This window comes from Vibrio porteresiae DSM 19223, assembly GCF_024347055.1.
Lineage (GTDB): Bacteria > Pseudomonadota > Gammaproteobacteria > Enterobacterales > Vibrionaceae > Vibrio > Vibrio porteresiae.
On sequence record NZ_AP024895.1, the window covers coordinates 166,036 to 181,864 of the forward strand.

Below are 15,829 nucleotides of genomic sequence, written 5' to 3' on the forward strand. Positions count from 1 at the left end.
TAGTAAATCCAGCTCTTTAAGCTGAAGTAGAAAAATGCCACATGCTACCTTTTTTATCAATGCGTATCCACTTAAAGTGCTAAAGCACTTTCATTTTATGCACTATATTGATTCAGGGCTCACGCATGAGTTAACGTTTTGTTAATTTCCAAATAAAACATCCTCTCTAAATTCTGTATTCAGTGCACATTTGAGCTGCCGACGTTTTAATGTCCCTTTCATCTCTACCAACTTGATAAAGTTCATACATATCTTTCTTATCCGTGACAAGTTTTCGGCTGTATACGCATAGATTATCTTACTATCGTCCTCTCGCATCACTGAATCTAACCGCCAGTGCATACTTTCCACGCCCCAATGCCCTCGACACAATGCTCCAAAATATTCACTCGACAGCACTTTCGAAGAGATAAAATAACGTATCCCTAAATGCTCTCCTGTCTCGCTATTCTTTTTCTGGTATGTCATTGCTATAAATAAGTTTTTAGCTCTTTCCAATCTACCGCAAAGTCACCAAACGTCTCATTAAAAGACACTGTAATGTAGGTTCTTATCATTTTTCTTCCCCCTCAGCCCTACTTCCTCTTCTTCTACCGCGTGAGATGAATAGTCTTAGAGTTTTTCAAATGAAAAGTTTGATTGAAATAGCTCATGTAATCGGGGTTGGTTTTCCTTTACTGACATTAAATAATCGCCACCTCTTAACACTATATCTTCTGCTATTGAACGTTGGCATACCATCGCATCTAAGCTAATCGCTCTACCTTGAACTTTAATTAGCTTTAACAGTTTGCGGGATTATCGTTATCTCATTCGACTTAACGTCTGTTTTTACTTGTCCAAGAATCAAACCCGTGTCAACAGAATAGGCATTGACCATATGAACTAAGTGCTTGTTGTTACTGTGGTCATAGGTGCCTCTTAATGACTTGCCATCAGTTGTTTCAAGCTGTTTGTCTCGTTGAATATCATTACACCGAGGCACAAAACACAATAAAAACTCTTCTGGATCAACCAATCCTACAATGCGCGCTATTGTGTCATGGCTTGAAACACCGTTTGCATAACCACTGAATGTTCTAAACCAAGCCATGTTTTCTTCACCGAAGGCTTCTATCTCGTCCCGAGTCTTCATTCCTGACAACATGGCCGTTACAACCTGGAACATAACATTAAAGAAATTATAGGTCGTTTTTCTTTCCTGATGTGTATCACTCAATATGCTAAAATGCTCTTTAAATTCAACGTATTCCATGTATGTCTTATCCTGATTCTTAATAAACAGTATAAGATCACGTCATAATCGCCAATTCCACTTTTTTCTTAAAATTTTATCCCGAAATTTCAGGAAGGAATGCGGAAATAACATGCGCGAGCCCTGTATATTGATTAAGGATAGACCAATTTTTTAGAGCTGTTACCGTCGATGTAAAAATGAATCACTGACGCTAACTTAAAATTGTCCCATCTGATGCAAAATGTCCGTTCGTTATCATGGATAAAGTGGCGGACAAGATCACTCAACAGTAAAATGTGGCTCCAGTGCTGTCGACCACATTTGATATGTCAATGCGGTGGTAGGGGATGTTGGCTGAGCAAGCAGCTAAAAATTGTAAACAAAACTGTCATGTGCTTCACGAAAAATCTAAAGGAAATATCTGAAGCAGATCAGATTAACAGACCCAGGTGTCCGTTGTGCTTCACTTTTAATTAATAGGATTTGGCTAATTGACTTTCAACATTTGTTGGACTCCAAGTCAACACGCTATCCTTGCTTTGGTAGAAGTTGTCTACTTCACTGTTCAACCAATCTTTCACAAAGTTCAGTGAAACGAACAAGCTTAGACGGTCATATGGTAGTTTCTCACCATTTGCTAAACGAGTGTTACGCTTGCTCGCTATTGCTGCGATTATGCCGATTAATTCACCTTTCTCGTTGAACGCACCACCTCCGCTCATTCCTTCACGAATCGGAGCGTCGGTAATGCTTGCATTACATTTCTTAAAATAGCTGTTGTTAGAGAAGTGAAGGTCAGTGTGGTATACGCCTTTACCTTTAAGCATATTGCCAAAACCATCCTTTCCGTAAGTAATTACCGTCTCATTGACGTATACCAATCCCAAGTCAGGAAAGTTTTCAACTTTGCTGTTATCCGATTTGATAATAGCGATATCGCAGTCTGGGTGGTAGGCCACGACTAAATCCCAGTTGAATTTTGCTACATGCGCGGCTGTTAAACTTAGCTCTTTCGTGATCGGTACACTCGAGCCAAACCCCTGATACAGTAAAGGAATACCAATCATTTCATAGTCAATTGCTGGCTGATTAGAGTCTGTGCTTTCGAGAGTGATTAAAGGGCCATTACTCATCGCACAGCCAGTGGTAATAAAGGCTAACAATCCGATTGAGAAGGATTTTAAAAGTTTAGTTACGAGTGAGCGAAAGCAAGCCATAGTAGTGCCTCATATATTCTGCAATACATTAGTAAAACAACTAAATATGTGAGAGATGCGCGTCTCGCCCAAAGAGCAGGTGAAAGCTTCCTTGGTGTTGAGGAGAGTTTAATTCAACCACTATTCATTGCAATTGGTCACATAAAAATCACCTATTTAGGATTAGATGATTCAATTATGAGAAATCTCTCTTTTGAGATGGCTTATTTTTCTGAAATTAATTAACTGATTGATTATTAGATTAAATTAATACTCTTCTTTCTCGAGTAGTATGGATTATGTCATGTCGATCAAATTAATTCGAATTAAAAATTCCTCCAAAGAGGTATCGAAATATAGATTGACCATAAGAGTAGGATGATTTTGTTAAAAATGTCTTGTTTGTCGACATTATAGTTATTTAAGTAAAATATTAACTAATATTAAATCTTAAATTGGTCTTCAGTAATATTTTTATCGCATCTTATTTTTATAAGATATTAAATAAATATTTTATTTGTTGGCTTTTTATTGCCAAATATTTTCATAGAAACTATTTGTGTCTATTTTTTGAGATGGAGGTTTTTATGCTGACTGGAACAGGTATCAAATTAAAATAATAAACAAAACAGTATGATACGCTGATGTGTCGTGGTTTTCTATAAAAGGTGATCTCTACCCAATAAAATTGAATCAACAGTGAAAGTTAATTTTAGGTCAGGATTATAATTATTTAGTGAAATTTTCATCTGGCACTTGTTTTAATAAGAAAAAGAGCGTTAATTAAAAAAGATATCATTATTTCAATATCCCTTTCATTTAAAGGGAATCGTAAAGTTCAGGAGAGAGCACTTGATAAAACAAGTTGTGCCATTAGCTTTCCTGTCATTCTCCTTGGTTGGTTGTACCATTATTCCCGGTGGTGGGCTATCCACATATGACAAGCATGTGGTTGAGGAGACTGATGGAGGTGGGCCGATTTCATCACGAGTTAGCGTCTATCGCTTAACCCCTAAGTTAGTTAATGAGCTAAAGTACAGCCAAGTCGTTCCAACTGGTAAATCGAATTCTGAATTGGCCAACAAGATATCTCAATATCAATATCGTATTGGCCCTGGTGATGTACTCAACGTAACAATTTGGGATCACCCTGAGCTTACCATTCCAGCTGGGTCATATCGCAGCTCGGCAGAGGCTGGTAACTGGGTTCATGCTGATGGAACCATTTTTTATCCATACATTGGTAAGCTCAAAGTGGTAGGGAAGACTGTCAGTGAAGTCCGAGAACTCATAACCCAGCGTATTCAGAAATACATAGAAGACCCTCAAGTTGACGTGAATATTGCTGCATTTCGTTCGCAGCGTTGTTACATCACAGGAGAGGTGAATAGTCCTAGTGAACAATCCATTTCAAATATTCCGTTAACTCTGATTGATGCAATCAATAAAGCAGGTGGTATTACTGAAAATGCGGATTGGAAGAACATCACATTAACCCGTAATGGTGTTGAGCAACGAATTTCACTGTATGCCTTAATGCAGAAAGGCGACTTGACACAAAACCGACTTTTAGAGAATGGAGACATTGTCCATATTCCTCGTAACGATTCCCAAAAAGTATTCATTATGGGTGAAGTCGGTGAGTCACAGGTTCTTAAGATTGATCGTACAGGGATGAGCTTAACGGAAGCTTTGGCTAAAGCTGGTGGTATCGATGAGAAAGAAGCCGATGCGACCGGTATCTTCGTGATCCGCAGTACTGGTGTTCCTAAAGATAACAAAGATAAAAATGCAGCTATAGCCAATGTATATCAGCTAAATATGCAAGATGCCACCGCATTAGTGATGGGCACCGAGTTTGAGTTGAAGCCTTATGACGTGGTGTATGTTACTGCTGCGCCCGTGGCAAAATGGAATCGTTTAATCGACCAATTGACACCTAGCATCACGAACTTCAATGACCTGACAGAAGGCACATTGCGCGTACGTAATTGGCCATAAGGATAGCTATGTTCGAGTCAATATTAGTTGTTTGTGTTGGCAATATATGTCGCTCCCCATTTGGGGAGCGGTATCTCCAACAGTTACTCCCTAACAAACATGTGTCATCTGCTGGGCTGGGAGTAAAAGTAAGTCGATTGGATAGCAAACCAGCAGATCTAACCGCACTGAAAGTGGCTGAAAGTTACCATGTGGATCTATCAGAACATGTGGCTCGTCAAGTTACTCCTGAAATATGTAAAGAAGTGGACTTAATTTTGGTGATGGAAAAGCAGCATATTTCTAAGTTATGTGAAATTGCACCTGAGGCAAGAGGTAAAGCCATGTTATTCGGTCATTGGAATGGCGGTGTTGACATTCCAGATCCTTATAGAAAGAGTGAAGAATTTTTTAATCTTTCATTTTCTATGATTGAAAAATCATCGCAAGAGTGGGCAAAAAAAATATAGTTTTTTCTAATTGAAAATAGTAATTCAAACTCAATGGCATGTGCGAAAGATATGGTTAGCAAACAGAAAAACGTAAGTAGCTCATCAAGTGATGAAATCAATTTGAGCAAGGTAATTGGTTTATTGTTCGACGAGAAGTGGCTGATTGTTTTGATAACATCAGTATTCATTATTTTAGGTGTCACCTATGCAATTCTCGCAACTCCAATTTATAAAGCTGATGCATTAATCCAAGTTGAAGATAAGACAGATGGCGGTTTCTCTTCTCTTATTGGTGATATGGGAGACATGTTTTCTTCTGAGTCAACAGCGATGACTGAAATTGAGTTAATCACTTCACGAATGATCTTGGGCCAAACAGTTGATAAGTTTAATTTAACTACGGTAGTTAAACCTGATTACTTTCCTGTGGTAGGTAAAGGATTAGCCCGTTTGATGGATAAAGAAGAACATTTGAATGTAAGTCAGTTTGATGTTCCCAAATATGCAAAAGACTTGACGCATCAGATAGTAATCACTGACCCAGCTCAACAGACATATGATCTTGTTCGTGATGATGGACAAGTTATCCTACAAGGTAAAGTGGGTGAGTTAGAAAATTCTGATGATGGATATCGAATTTTCGTATCCTATATGGAAGCTACTAAAGGATTTAAATTTGATATTGCTAAACGAAGCGAATTAGATGCAATTAACTGGGTCAATCAGAACCTCAATGCAGCAGAAAAAGGCAAACAAACAGGTGTCATAAAAATTACTTATCTAGATTCTGATCCTGATAAAGCCAAAGATATTTTAAATGATATTGCCCAAAACTACTTCTTACAGAATGTAGAGCGAGATTCTGCTGAAGCTGAGCAAAGTATTAAGTTTTTGCAAAAACAGTTGCCACAAGTTAAAGATAAATTGAACAAATCTGAAGATAAATTGAACGACTATCGTCAGGAAAAAGAGTCTGTAGATTTAAATCTTGAAGCGCAATCAACTTTAAAAGTGATGGTAGATATTGAATCGCAGTTGAATGAGTTAACGTTTAAAGAAGCAGAGATTAGTAAGAAATATACCAAAGATCACCCTGCATATAAGGCTTTATTGGATAAACGTAAAACCTTGCTAGAAGAGAAAGATAAGGTAAATAAAAAGGTTCAAAACTTACCAGAAACACAACGTGAAGTTCTTAGAATGAAACGTGATGTTGAGGTGGATCAACAGATTTATGTGCAGTTACTTAACAAAATTCAAGAATTGAACATCGTTAAGGCCGGTACCGTTGGTAATGTTCGCATCATTGATAATGCAGAAACCTACTTAAAACCAGTTTCACCTAAGAAATTTATGATTGTTGTCATCTTAACTCTTATGGGGGGAATGGTAAGCGTCGGTTTGGTATTGCTCAAAGCCATTTTAAATAGAGGTGTGGAAAGCCCTGATGATATTGAAGCTCTTGGCTTGTCTGTCTATGCCACTATTCCAAAATCAGATCTACAAGCAAGTTTATTTGATAGACGCAACTCAAAAGATAAAAAAATCAAGTTATTAAGTGAAATTGACCCGACTGATTTAGCTGTTGAGGCATTGAGAGGCTTAAGAACTAGCTTGCATTTCGCCATGATGGAAGCGGAAAACAATATTGTGATGATTTCAGGTTCCACGCCAGGAATCGGGAAGTCATTTGTATCAACTAACTTCTCTGCTATTTGTGCTCATGCAGATAAAAGAGTGGTATTGGTGGATGCGGATATGCGCAAAGGTTCTGTTAACCGCTTCTTTAGTGTCCACAATGGTGTTGGATTGTCTGATTATTTATCTGGCAAGGAACCAATTGAGAACATCATTAATACCAGCAAAGTAACGAATCTAGATGTGATTCATCACGGTCAAATACCGCCAAACCCATCTGAATTGCTCATGCATTCGAGATTTAAGGAACTGATGGACCAATTATCAAAGCAGTATGATCTTGTTATCGTTGATACCCCTCCGGTTCTAGCGGTGACAGATGCAAGCATTGTGGGCCGAAGTGCTGGTACAGCCTTAATGGTTGCGCGCTTTGGTGTTAACACAACCAAGGATATTGAAGTGGCTTGGGGTCGATTTAGGCAAGCAGGGATCGATGTTAAAGGTGTGGTATTTAACGGAGCTGAAAAGAAATCAGAGAATTACTACTACTACGAATATTCAAGTGAACATTGAGTATGAACGGTCGAATGTTCATGTTGATACTACTATTTCGGAATGGTATGGCGATAAATGAATAAATTAACATGGAATATCATTTGGTTAATTTTTGATAAGCTGATTACTCTGCTGGGCGGCTTTTTAATTACCGTCTTAACGGCGCGTTATTTGGGCCCAGAGAAGATCGGCATTATCAACTATTTTCTCGCCATCTTGGCCTTTATCGTCCCCATTACCCAGTTTGGGGGCGATATCCTGATCTTCTTAAAAAGTGCTAAGAACGAACAATCAGGCAAGATGCTGATTAACCACACCAAGAACATGAGACGTGTGCTGTTTACTGTGTCGTTTGCGGCGATCTACCTGTTTACTTACCGAGATTACAACGAGTATGACCGTTTGGTCTTGGTGATATTGGGTGTGGCCTCCTTCTACCAATCGTATGACTTATATAAGTTCTACTTTAATGGGGTGATGCGCTCTAAAGAGAACGTTATCTCAGGACAGGTGGGATTACTGGCAAGTTTGTTATTACGTTCACTTTTTGTGTTTCTCAAACTGCCGTATTACTTCTTTGCGTTGCCTTATGTGGCGCTGTACATCATTCCTTTTTGGTATCGCAAATATCGTATTAAAGCGAAAGGGATTGAAACCGCTAAGTATGCCAATCACTTCAAAGGCTATTTTCTAAAAAATGGCTTACCGATTTTGATTAGTTCGGTCTCTATCTTGGTTTACATCAAGGTGGGGCAGATCATGCTGGGGACGTTCCTAAGCAATAAAGAAGTTGGTTTATACACATCGGCACTCACTTTGGCTCAGTGTTGGCAATTTGTTCCGCTTGCACTGATCATGAGTTTTGTCTCCAAATCGGTGTCGAGTTCTATATTCAAAGAGAAAGGTTTTCGCCTCTGCTTTTTGGCTTCAACGCTTTGCAGTGTGCCTTTTTTGTTGGCGACCTACTTCTTCGCGAAACCGATCATTGAAGTGACCTTTGGTGCAGAATTTTTAGAAGCACAATCGCTACTGTTCTTACTGACACTCACCACCATGTTCTCGCTGTATGGAACCATCGCCTCGCGCATCATCATTGATGCCGGCGGCAATAAATACATGATGATGAAATCTTTGGTGGTTTCCATCATGAGTGTTGGTCTTAGCTACTGGTTAGTCAAAGAGTATGGGCTGATTGGTGCGGGATACGCGGCACTGATATCGGAAGTGATATCTGGAACGGTCGGAAATTACTTCTTTAAGAAATCTAGTGTTTTCAAATTGCAGTATTCGATGCTGATGTCGAAAAAAGACATTCTCTCTTTCGTTAAAGGTTAATGAATATGGAAAGATATAATCAAGGTCTAGTCTCGGTCGTGATTCCAACATGTAACCGAGGAGAGCTCTTCTATAAGGCGATAGAGAGCGTTTTAAATCAAACATACAAAAATATTGAAATCATTGTTATCGATGATAACTCAGACAATCCATTGCAGTTGGAACAGTATGAGTCTCACCCTGTAAATATTATTTACCATAAAAATGGCGAAAACTTAGGTGGTGCTATCTCTAGAAATAAAGGAGCCTCATTAGGTCGAGGAGAATTTGTTTGTTTTCTTGATGATGATGATACTTACCTACCACATAAGTTAGAACGACTTGTTAGCGAATTAGATGCAGATAAGAGTCTTGATGCTATTTTTGGTAGAGTGATTCGTGCGAGTAATCCGCAGCGACAAACAGATCTGAGCTTCACCGATAAAAATGGCATTATCTCTAGTTTGAAAAGCATCAGCTATTTACATACCAATACCTCACTGATTAGACATGAATCTTTTGACCGAATTAAGTTCGATGAAGAGCTCGGTAAATTTCAAGATACTCAATTACATATTGAATTAGTGAATAAGTGTAAATGTAAATATATCGATGAAAATGTTGCCACATGGCTTGATAATCATGGTAATGGGCAAATTACAGACATGAAAGACATCAATCAGTACTATCGTAGTATTGATAATTTTTCAAAACTAAAAGAAAACCTAAGAAGACGTAATTCGATAAGCTATTTTGAATATAAAAAAATGGCATTCGATCTTTCAAAGATGAAGGTGAAATGTTGTTTGAAGTTCTACAACAATAACGTTGAGCTAAATCTTTTTGAAAAAAATGTTCTTTCTGTTGTGCGATTTAGAAGGAGCCTATTTTGCAGATAATTATAAGCTTATCGCTTGTTTTATACTCTTTGGCTACATTTAACCCAATCATGATGCCTTTAGCATTACTTATGCTTGGGGTATGTAGTATTAGTAAATTAAACAAGATAAGTTTAGTTCGTTTGCTCTTTTTCGTTGTTGCATTAGCGTACCCAATTATATTTAATTCATTTTATTCTATAGAAAACATATATATAAACTCTGTAGCGAAATATATTATGTTTTTGTTTTATGTTTTCTTATTCGTACAGTGGGCGAAGAGTGAGGATAAAGATAAGATCGAAATTGCGTTTAAGCATTTGTTGTTCATACATCTGGTGTTCTTCTATATCCAGGTGGTTGCCTATTTTGCCACTGGCGAATTTATTGAATTCAGTAAATATGTACGAGCCAAAGATGCGGTGGTGCTCTATGAATCTAAAGCGTTAGCCGATAGCTTTATTTCGGCGCGATTTACCGGGTTATTCACCGAACCTTCTTACTACAGCATGATCGTCTTGCCGATTTCATCCATCTTCCTGATTTTGAACAAACATAAGCTCTTATCCGTGTTTGGCATTATCAGTGTCGGGTTGAGTCTGTCGATTGCCGCCATCCTTATTATGGCGCTGATGATCGGCATTTATATCTTCCTCAGTAAAGGCAATAAAATTCTCAAAGTGCTGTGCATTGTGGCTGCGATTTTCTTAACGCCGATATTTTATGGGTTTTACGATGCGCGAATTAATGCGGAAGCAGACTATGACGCCATCGCCAGTCGTTCGTATGTTTTTACTGAATTACAGATCCGTAATACCTATCTCAACATGGTTGGCGAAGGGGTCTTTATTGATGAGTCACAACCGCTAGGCATTGTGGGGTTAACTGGCGCGGAAATTCGCGACAGTTCTTTCTACATCTACTTACTTTACTCAGTGGGTTTGTTTGGGTTTCTGACTTTCTTTGCCTTGATGTTTTATCTGTTCGGTTTCAAAAGCATGGTGTATTTGATGCCTCTGTTGCTCTTCAAATACCACCTGCTAACGACCATGTTCTTTATGACTGTATTCCTGTTTTATTTTTACAAGGAAGAGATTTCTCATTTCGCGGAGGTTAGAGAATGCGAAATATAGCGCTTGTCTGTGATTGCATTGAACGTTTTTGGTTCTTTAAGCGATTCTATTCTTCACAATCGGATTGCTCACTGACGATGATTACTAATGACTTGGTGATTCGGTTCTTGTGCGCTTGGAACAAAATTCCGTGCATTCAATTATCGCAAAACTCGCCCATGCCAGAATATGCTCAGTATGCCGAGCGAGTGGCTAATTCTTCAGAGATAACGGTCGGTGGCTACCAACAAGATTTCGCCTGTAAGGTGTACAGCTCTTATCTCAGTCAGGTGCCCGCTAAACTGGCGCATTTCGATACTTTTCTGATTTGGAATGGTCAGCAGCTGCTCGATAAAAGCATCATCGATGTGTTTCCGCAAAAATGCGTTTATATGGAGTTATCTAATCTGCCGAACAAAATTTTTGTTGATAAGCGTGGTGTGAACGCAATGTCATCGCTCTTCTTCCATCCAGAAGTATTGGATCAAGAAGAAGCGGTGGCGGATGAATTTCATCAGCAGTGGGTAGGGGAGTATGAGCAATACAAACTAGCGCCACCTCCTCAATCTAAGGTGTCAAAATTTCAGCTCTATTGCCGCGCAATCAATATGTTGGTGACCTCGTGTTCAAGTATGGCGGGCATTCAAAACTTGCGTTATCGGATGAAAAAAATCACCCCTGAGCCAGTCGATTTTTCTCAGTTCAATTTAAAAAATGCTGACTTAAGCAAAGCGTTTATTTTTTGCCCATTACAGGTCTCTTCAGATACGCAGCTACTGATTCATTCGGATTTTAATAACCAAGAGATCATCCGTGAGGCAATCAACATCGCCAAGGAGAAGGGGCTCGCACTCTATGTCAAATTCCATCCAGCGGAACGAAATTTGGCGGAGGTAAAAGAGATTGTCGACATGAGTCGCACCCAAGGTTTTACGTTGGTTGCCAACAATACCAATGACTTATTACGCCAATGTCACCAAGTGGTAGTGAACAACTCCACCGTTGGTTTGGAATCGATGATTTATGGCAAACCGACGCATGTGTTTGGCCGAGCCTTGTATAAATCCTTCGATAATGAGCGTCTAAAGAAATACATCCATCGCTATTTGATCAGTGGTATCGATTATTTTGCTGATCATCCTGTTGATGTCGTGTCTATTTTGAACAAAGTCGAGGGGGAATAAGATGGTTTGCTATTTAATTCCTTATTTTAACTGCTATGACGATTTGATTTTGACTTTACGCTCACTAGAGGATGACTCAGCTGACGTCGTTATCGTTGATGATGGCAGTCAGGTTTCTTTGCGGTCGCAACTCGATGTGAGTCAATTTAAATCGAATATTCATGTACTTGAGTTAGAAGCAAACCAAGGCATCGAGGGAGCACTTAATCGTGGGCTGGAATACATCTATCAGCAAGGGTATCGCTATATCGCGCGTATCGATTGTGGCGATTTATCACTTCCGGGTCGGATTAAAGCTCAAGTGGCAGCAATGGAAGCAGATGAGGCGATCGTTCTTTGTGGTGGTTGGGCAGACTATGTGAATGAAGAGTATGAATATCTGTTTACCAATAAAGTGCCAACCGATGATGGCAGCTTAAGAAAGCATATGTTTTTGAACAATATGTTTATCCATCCCGCCGTTATGATTCGAACCGATGCCATTAAACAGATTGGCGGCTACCCAACCAATCGTAAAGCGGCAGAAGATTACGCTGTTTTCTTCAAATTAATGCAATTGGGCAAAGTGAAAAACTTGCCGCAATCCTTGATCCGTTATGTGGTCTCTTCAACCAGTATTTCTTCGCAAAAGCGCAACTTGCAGGTGAGAAATCGTATTCTGGTGATTTGGGATAACAAAGCGTGTTCCCTGCATTTTGCTTATGGATTGCTGCGTTCATGTTTGTTGCTTGCTTTCCCTCGAACCGTGACGATGAAACTACGTTCGCTATTAAGATAGGTGTGATGATGGATAAGTTATTGGTAAGCCTGCTGGTACTACTAGCGAATGTGAAAGCGCTGTTTTTTAAGGTTATCTACCTCGGTCAAATTCAATCGGACTTGGTGGTGCCATCGCCTTATTTTCCTTCGGTTCGGATCCGTAGTGGCGGCTCGATCTCTTGTTCTCACGTTAAGTTTCGCCGTCGCTGCAGTATTTTTGCCGATGGTGGACAAGTCAACATTGGCAAAGGCGCATTTCTTAATAACGACTGCTCGATTAACAGCAATCAATCAGTGGTGATTGGTGCAAATACGCTGCTGGGGGAAGGGGTCAAAATTTACGACCATAACCATCGTGTTATTGATGGCGTAGTTAGCCATAGCGAATTGGATTCTGCGCCAGTGTCTATCGGCAGTGATTGTTGGATTGGTTCTAATGTGGTGATTTTGCCTGGTGTGAGCATTTGTGATCGCGTCATTGTTGGCGCGGGTTCAGTGATCACCAAAAGTATTTCTGAACCAGGAACTTACGTAACAGAAAACATTCGCTTAAGGAAACTGAACTAAACATTCAATTCAAAGAGGTACTTATGGTTAGGGATCCGAGAATTGATATATTTCGTGGCTTTTTGATCTTGCTCGTCGTATTGGGACATGTAAAACATATCCCAATAGCCTTACATCACGCTATATATGCTTTTCATATGCCAGCGTTCTTTATTCTGGCTGGGTATTTATTTAATTTGCATAAAGACGGTAGTACTTATAGCAATCTTACTAAGAAATTTAACCGTTTAATTATACCTGCATGGGTTTATGGCCTTATTTGTGGTTTGCCATTTGTTGCTATCACTGTTTTGCACTTTAATGCCGATGCAATCAGCAATTTCTTAACACGACTTTATGGAACGTTAACCGGTTATCCAGCATGGGATACCACATTTAACTGTACGCCATTATGGTTTTTGTATGCGCTGTTTGTGATAGAAGCGATCGCCATCTTATGTAAAAAACTCAGTGAGAATGCTTTTATTATTACGTTGATGGGATTAGGCATTGTCGGTGTGGTGATCAGTTATCAAACCGATGTGGTTACTCCATTTAACGTGCTGATTGGGTTATCTTGTTTGATTTATTTTGTACTGGGCTTTTCTATTAAAAAAATCAGTGGTTCAATCCCTAAATCGTTCCTATTTATCACGCCTATCATCTATTGTGTTACGTACTATCTGTTTGTTATTCAGGCACAAGGTGATGTGATTAGTTTAGCTGAGAATAATTTTGGAGCGGCGAATGACTTTGCGTGGAATATGGTGTTGTCCTTAAGTGGAACCGGAGTCGCATTAGTTATTTCTACTCTGCTGTCCAATAATACAATGTTATCCAAGGGGTTTTCTTGGTTAGGTGTTAATACCATTCCAATTATCGCTTTTGATTATTACGTGAACGATGTTTTTGTTAAAGCGTTTGCTATAACGGGAATGTCTATTCCTCATGCTTGGCTATTTATATTCCCACTCAAATTAACCATTTTGATTGGAATTGTCTGGTGTATTACGCGTATTGATTGGTTGAATAACGTTCAACGAGGAAAAGTGCGCATTTGGGGTAAACAAACAATGTCGGAACAATGGTAAATAACGTTATGAAAATAGTACATGTCATTGAATCCTCTGCGACAGGCACTTTATCTATTGTGACCATGGCCGCTCAATATCAGGCGAGCAAACATGCTGTGACCGTGATATTTTCCCGCCGCCCAGATACCCCAACGAACATTGAGACGTTATTTCCAAGTAATGTCACTTTAGTGGAAGTCGGGATGAGCCCTAAGCATTTCCCGTGGTCGTTATTGGCGCTGCGTAAGGAACTTAAAAAAATTCAGCCTGATGTTATCCACTGTCACTCTTCTTTTGGCGGGTTTATCGGGCGTTTAAGCTCTCTCTTTATGCGCTGCAAAGTGTTTTACAGCCCGCATTGCATCTCTTTTATGCGAAAAGACATCAGCCCGCTGAAAAGCTTTCTGTTTAAAGCCTTTGAATCTGTCGCCTGTTTTAGACCTGCAACTTATATTGCTTGCTCAGAAAGCGAACAAATGGCGATTAAAAAGGCGTTACCGTTTGTTGACGTAGCATTGCTGGAAAATGCCGTAGATCTCTCTGAATTTAATGCATTACCAAGTCAACCCATGACGCGGGACAAAAAGACAGTATTGACGGTCGGGGGCATTCGTCCGCAGAAAGGATTTATTGAATTTGCTCAGATTGCTCGCGAATGTGCTGAGCTTGATTTGCGCTTTGTCTGGATTGGTGATGGCGCTGAACAAGACCGAGCCTTACTGGAACAGGCGGGCGTTGAAGTGACCGGTTGGAAAAGTCGCCAAGAGGTGATTGCTCTCTTGAATGATGCCGATCTTTATCTATCTACCTCTCTTTGGGAGGGCATGCCAGTGTCTGTGATTGAAGCCAGTGCGGCAGGCCTTCCACTATTACTCCGAGACTGTGCGGGCAACAGCGATATTGTTGCTGATAAGCGCGGCGGGCGTCTATTTAGTCAAACGTCTGAGGCTATTGAGTGGCTGTCTCAGTTTATTGCAGATCCCGATAAGTTTCGTCAAGAAACTCTCCCCGATAGAAGCGCGGTATTTAAGCGCTTCTCTGTGGAGCGCTTTGCTCAACATTTGGAAGAAATTTATCAAATTTAACCATTATTCATCGAGGCTTATATGTTTTTAATCGCAGGACCTTGTGTCATTGAATCAGAACAACTTGTCATGGATGTCGCAGGCAAGATGAAAGAAATTACGTCAGAGCTGGGGATCGAATACATCTTTAAATCCAGTTTTGATAAAGCGAACCGCAGCTCTACAAGTAGCTACCGCGGCCCAGGAATAGAAAAAGGGCTAGAAATTTTAGCCAAGGTGAAGCAAGAGTTTGGATTGAAAGTGTTGACCGATGTTCATGAAGATACGCCGATTGATGAAGTAGCTTCTGTTGTCGATGTTCTGCAAACGCCAGCCTTTTTGGTGCGTCAAACCAATTTCATTCAAAAAGTGGCTGCAGCGGGCAAACCAGTGAATATCAAGAAAGGTCAGTTCCAAGCTCCGTGGGATATGGAACAGGTGGTGAAAAAATGCCATGAGGTAGGAAACAAAGATATTTGGCTTTGCGACCGAGGTACTTCATTTGGCTATAACACCCTGATTTCAGATATGCGCGGACTTTCCGTGATGCGCCAAACGGGCTGTAAAGTGGTGTTCGATGCAACTCACTCAGTGCAACAACCTGGCGGGTTAGGCGCAACATCAGGTGGACAACGTGAAATGGTACCAGTATTGGCGCGCTCTGCCGTGGCTGCGGGTATTGATGGTTTGTTTATGGAAACTCACCCGAATCCTCAAGTGGCATTGAGCGATGGCCCTAACATGCTGCCGTTATCCGTGATGAAAGAGATGTTGGAAACCCTCGTCGAGTTAGATCAGGTGGTACACAAACGCCCATTTTTGGAAAGCAAACTTGTTTAAG

15 protein-coding genes are annotated in these 15,829 nt (G+C 40.0%); 12 read left to right on the forward strand and 3 right to left on the reverse strand.

From position 1 onward, the window contains the following. Window positions 1-141 precede the first annotated feature (141 nt). The 3 genes from OCV11_RS25030 to OCV11_RS00760 all read right to left on the reverse strand — a co-directional run bounded on the left by OCV11_RS25030 (window position 142) and on the right by OCV11_RS00760 (window position 2,454). Window positions 142-468 carry a transposase gene (locus OCV11_RS25030; RefSeq protein ID WP_373332810.1) on the reverse strand — a complete coding sequence of 109 codons (327 nt, stop codon included), beginning with the start codon at window positions 466-468 and terminating at the stop codon, window positions 142-144. Window positions 469-772: 304 nt separating this feature from the next. Continuing rightward, window positions 773-1,255, reverse strand: coding sequence for an ISAs1 family transposase (locus OCV11_RS00755; protein ID WP_261894350.1), 483 nt, complete (start codon window positions 1,253-1,255; stop codon window positions 773-775). 455 nt (window positions 1,256-1,710) lie between these two features. After that, a complete protein-coding gene (locus OCV11_RS00760; RefSeq protein WP_261894351.1) occupies window positions 1,711-2,454 on the reverse strand; it encodes a S1 family peptidase in 744 nt (247 codons plus the stop codon). 831 nt (window positions 2,455-3,285) lie between these two features. Between OCV11_RS00760 and OCV11_RS00765 the strand changes: the two genes are divergently transcribed. The 12 genes from OCV11_RS00765 to kdsA all read left to right on the forward strand — a co-directional run bounded on the left by OCV11_RS00765 (window position 3,286) and on the right by kdsA (window position 15,828). Beyond that, a complete protein-coding gene (locus tag OCV11_RS00765) occupies window positions 3,286-4,434 on the forward strand; it encodes a polysaccharide export protein (protein WP_261894353.1) in 1,149 nt (382 codons plus the stop codon). An 8-nt stretch (window positions 4,435-4,442) separates the two neighbouring features. Further along, window positions 4,443-4,883 (forward strand): arsenate reductase/protein-tyrosine-phosphatase family protein, encoded by a 441-nt coding sequence (locus tag OCV11_RS00770; RefSeq protein WP_261894355.1) that lies wholly within the window; start codon window positions 4,443-4,445, stop codon window positions 4,881-4,883. Window positions 4,884-4,916: 33 nt separating this feature from the next. After that, window positions 4,917-7,076, forward strand: a complete 2,160-nt coding sequence (locus OCV11_RS00775; protein ID WP_261894357.1) for a polysaccharide biosynthesis tyrosine autokinase — start codon at window positions 4,917-4,919, stop codon at window positions 7,074-7,076. Window positions 7,077-7,133: 57 nt separating this feature from the next. Next, the gene (locus OCV11_RS00780) at window positions 7,134-8,393 is read left to right on the forward strand and encodes an oligosaccharide flippase family protein (RefSeq protein ID WP_261894359.1); all 1,260 of its coding nucleotides are present in this window, start codon (window positions 7,134-7,136) and stop codon (window positions 8,391-8,393) included. A 5-nt stretch (window positions 8,394-8,398) separates the two neighbouring features. Beyond that, entirely contained in the window at window positions 8,399-9,271 is an 873-nt protein-coding gene (locus tag OCV11_RS00785) for a glycosyltransferase family 2 protein (RefSeq protein ID WP_261894361.1), read from the forward strand. 218 nt (window positions 9,272-9,489) lie between these two features. Then, window positions 9,490-10,383, forward strand: coding sequence for a hypothetical protein (locus tag OCV11_RS00790; protein ID WP_261894363.1), 894 nt, complete (start codon window positions 9,490-9,492; stop codon window positions 10,381-10,383). Further along, on the forward strand, window positions 10,371-11,546 hold the full coding sequence (locus OCV11_RS00795; RefSeq protein ID WP_261894365.1) for a capsular polysaccharide export protein, LipB/KpsS family: 1,176 nt from the start codon (window positions 10,371-10,373) through the stop codon (window positions 11,544-11,546). Before OCV11_RS00790 ends, OCV11_RS00795 begins: the two co-directional genes overlap by 13 nt. Window position 11,547: 1 nt before the next feature. Next, window positions 11,548-12,324, forward strand: coding sequence for a glycosyltransferase (locus tag OCV11_RS00800; RefSeq protein ID WP_261894367.1), 777 nt, complete (start codon window positions 11,548-11,550; stop codon window positions 12,322-12,324). A gap of 5 nt (window positions 12,325-12,329) precedes the next feature. After that, window positions 12,330-12,872 (forward strand): acyltransferase, encoded by a 543-nt coding sequence (locus tag OCV11_RS24965; RefSeq protein WP_315972741.1) that lies wholly within the window; start codon window positions 12,330-12,332, stop codon window positions 12,870-12,872. A 23-nt stretch (window positions 12,873-12,895) separates the two neighbouring features. Next, on the forward strand, window positions 12,896-13,942 hold the full coding sequence (locus tag OCV11_RS00810) for an acyltransferase family protein (protein ID WP_261894369.1): 1,047 nt from the start codon (window positions 12,896-12,898) through the stop codon (window positions 13,940-13,942). Window positions 13,943-13,950: 8 nt separating this feature from the next. Continuing rightward, window positions 13,951-15,009 carry a glycosyltransferase gene (locus tag OCV11_RS00815; RefSeq protein ID WP_261894370.1) on the forward strand — a complete coding sequence of 353 codons (1,059 nt, stop codon included), beginning with the start codon at window positions 13,951-13,953 and terminating at the stop codon, window positions 15,007-15,009. A gap of 21 nt (window positions 15,010-15,030) precedes the next feature. Then, entirely contained in the window at window positions 15,031-15,828 is a 798-nt protein-coding gene (gene kdsA, locus OCV11_RS00820) for a 3-deoxy-8-phosphooctulonate synthase (protein WP_261894372.1), read from the forward strand. Window position 15,829 lies beyond the last annotated feature (1 nt).

Bases quoted from the DNA above. Each gene is read 5' to 3' on its own strand.
- OCV11_RS25030 (WP_373332810.1), bottom strand. From the start codon at position 468: ATGACATACCAGAAAAAGAATAGCGAGACAGGAGAGCATTTAGGGATA.
- OCV11_RS00815 (WP_261894370.1), top strand. From the start codon at position 13,951: ATGAAAATAGTACATGTCATTGAATCCTCTGCGACAGGCACTTTATCT.
- OCV11_RS00775 (WP_261894357.1), top strand. From the start codon at position 4,917: ATGGCATGTGCGAAAGATATGGTTAGCAAACAGAAAAACGTAAGTAGC.
- OCV11_RS24965 (WP_315972741.1), top strand. From the start codon at position 12,330: ATGATGGATAAGTTATTGGTAAGCCTGCTGGTACTACTAGCGAATGTG.
- OCV11_RS00795 (WP_261894365.1), top strand. From the start codon at position 10,371: ATGCGAAATATAGCGCTTGTCTGTGATTGCATTGAACGTTTTTGGTTC.
- OCV11_RS00760 (WP_261894351.1), bottom strand. From the start codon at position 2,454: ATGGCTTGCTTTCGCTCACTCGTAACTAAACTTTTAAAATCCTTCTCA.
- OCV11_RS00755 (WP_261894350.1), bottom strand. From the start codon at position 1,255: ATGGAATACGTTGAATTTAAAGAGCATTTTAGCATATTGAGTGATACA.
- OCV11_RS00770 (WP_261894355.1), top strand. From the start codon at position 4,443: ATGTTCGAGTCAATATTAGTTGTTTGTGTTGGCAATATATGTCGCTCC.
- OCV11_RS00785 (WP_261894361.1), top strand. From the start codon at position 8,399: ATGGAAAGATATAATCAAGGTCTAGTCTCGGTCGTGATTCCAACATGT.
- OCV11_RS00800 (WP_261894367.1), top strand. From the start codon at position 11,548: ATGGTTTGCTATTTAATTCCTTATTTTAACTGCTATGACGATTTGATT.
- OCV11_RS00790 (WP_261894363.1), top strand. From the start codon at position 9,490: ATGTTTTTGTTTTATGTTTTCTTATTCGTACAGTGGGCGAAGAGTGAG.
- OCV11_RS00810 (WP_261894369.1), top strand. From the start codon at position 12,896: ATGGTTAGGGATCCGAGAATTGATATATTTCGTGGCTTTTTGATCTTG.
- OCV11_RS00780 (WP_261894359.1), top strand. From the start codon at position 7,134: ATGAATAAATTAACATGGAATATCATTTGGTTAATTTTTGATAAGCTG.
- kdsA (WP_261894372.1), top strand. From the start codon at position 15,031: ATGTTTTTAATCGCAGGACCTTGTGTCATTGAATCAGAACAACTTGTC.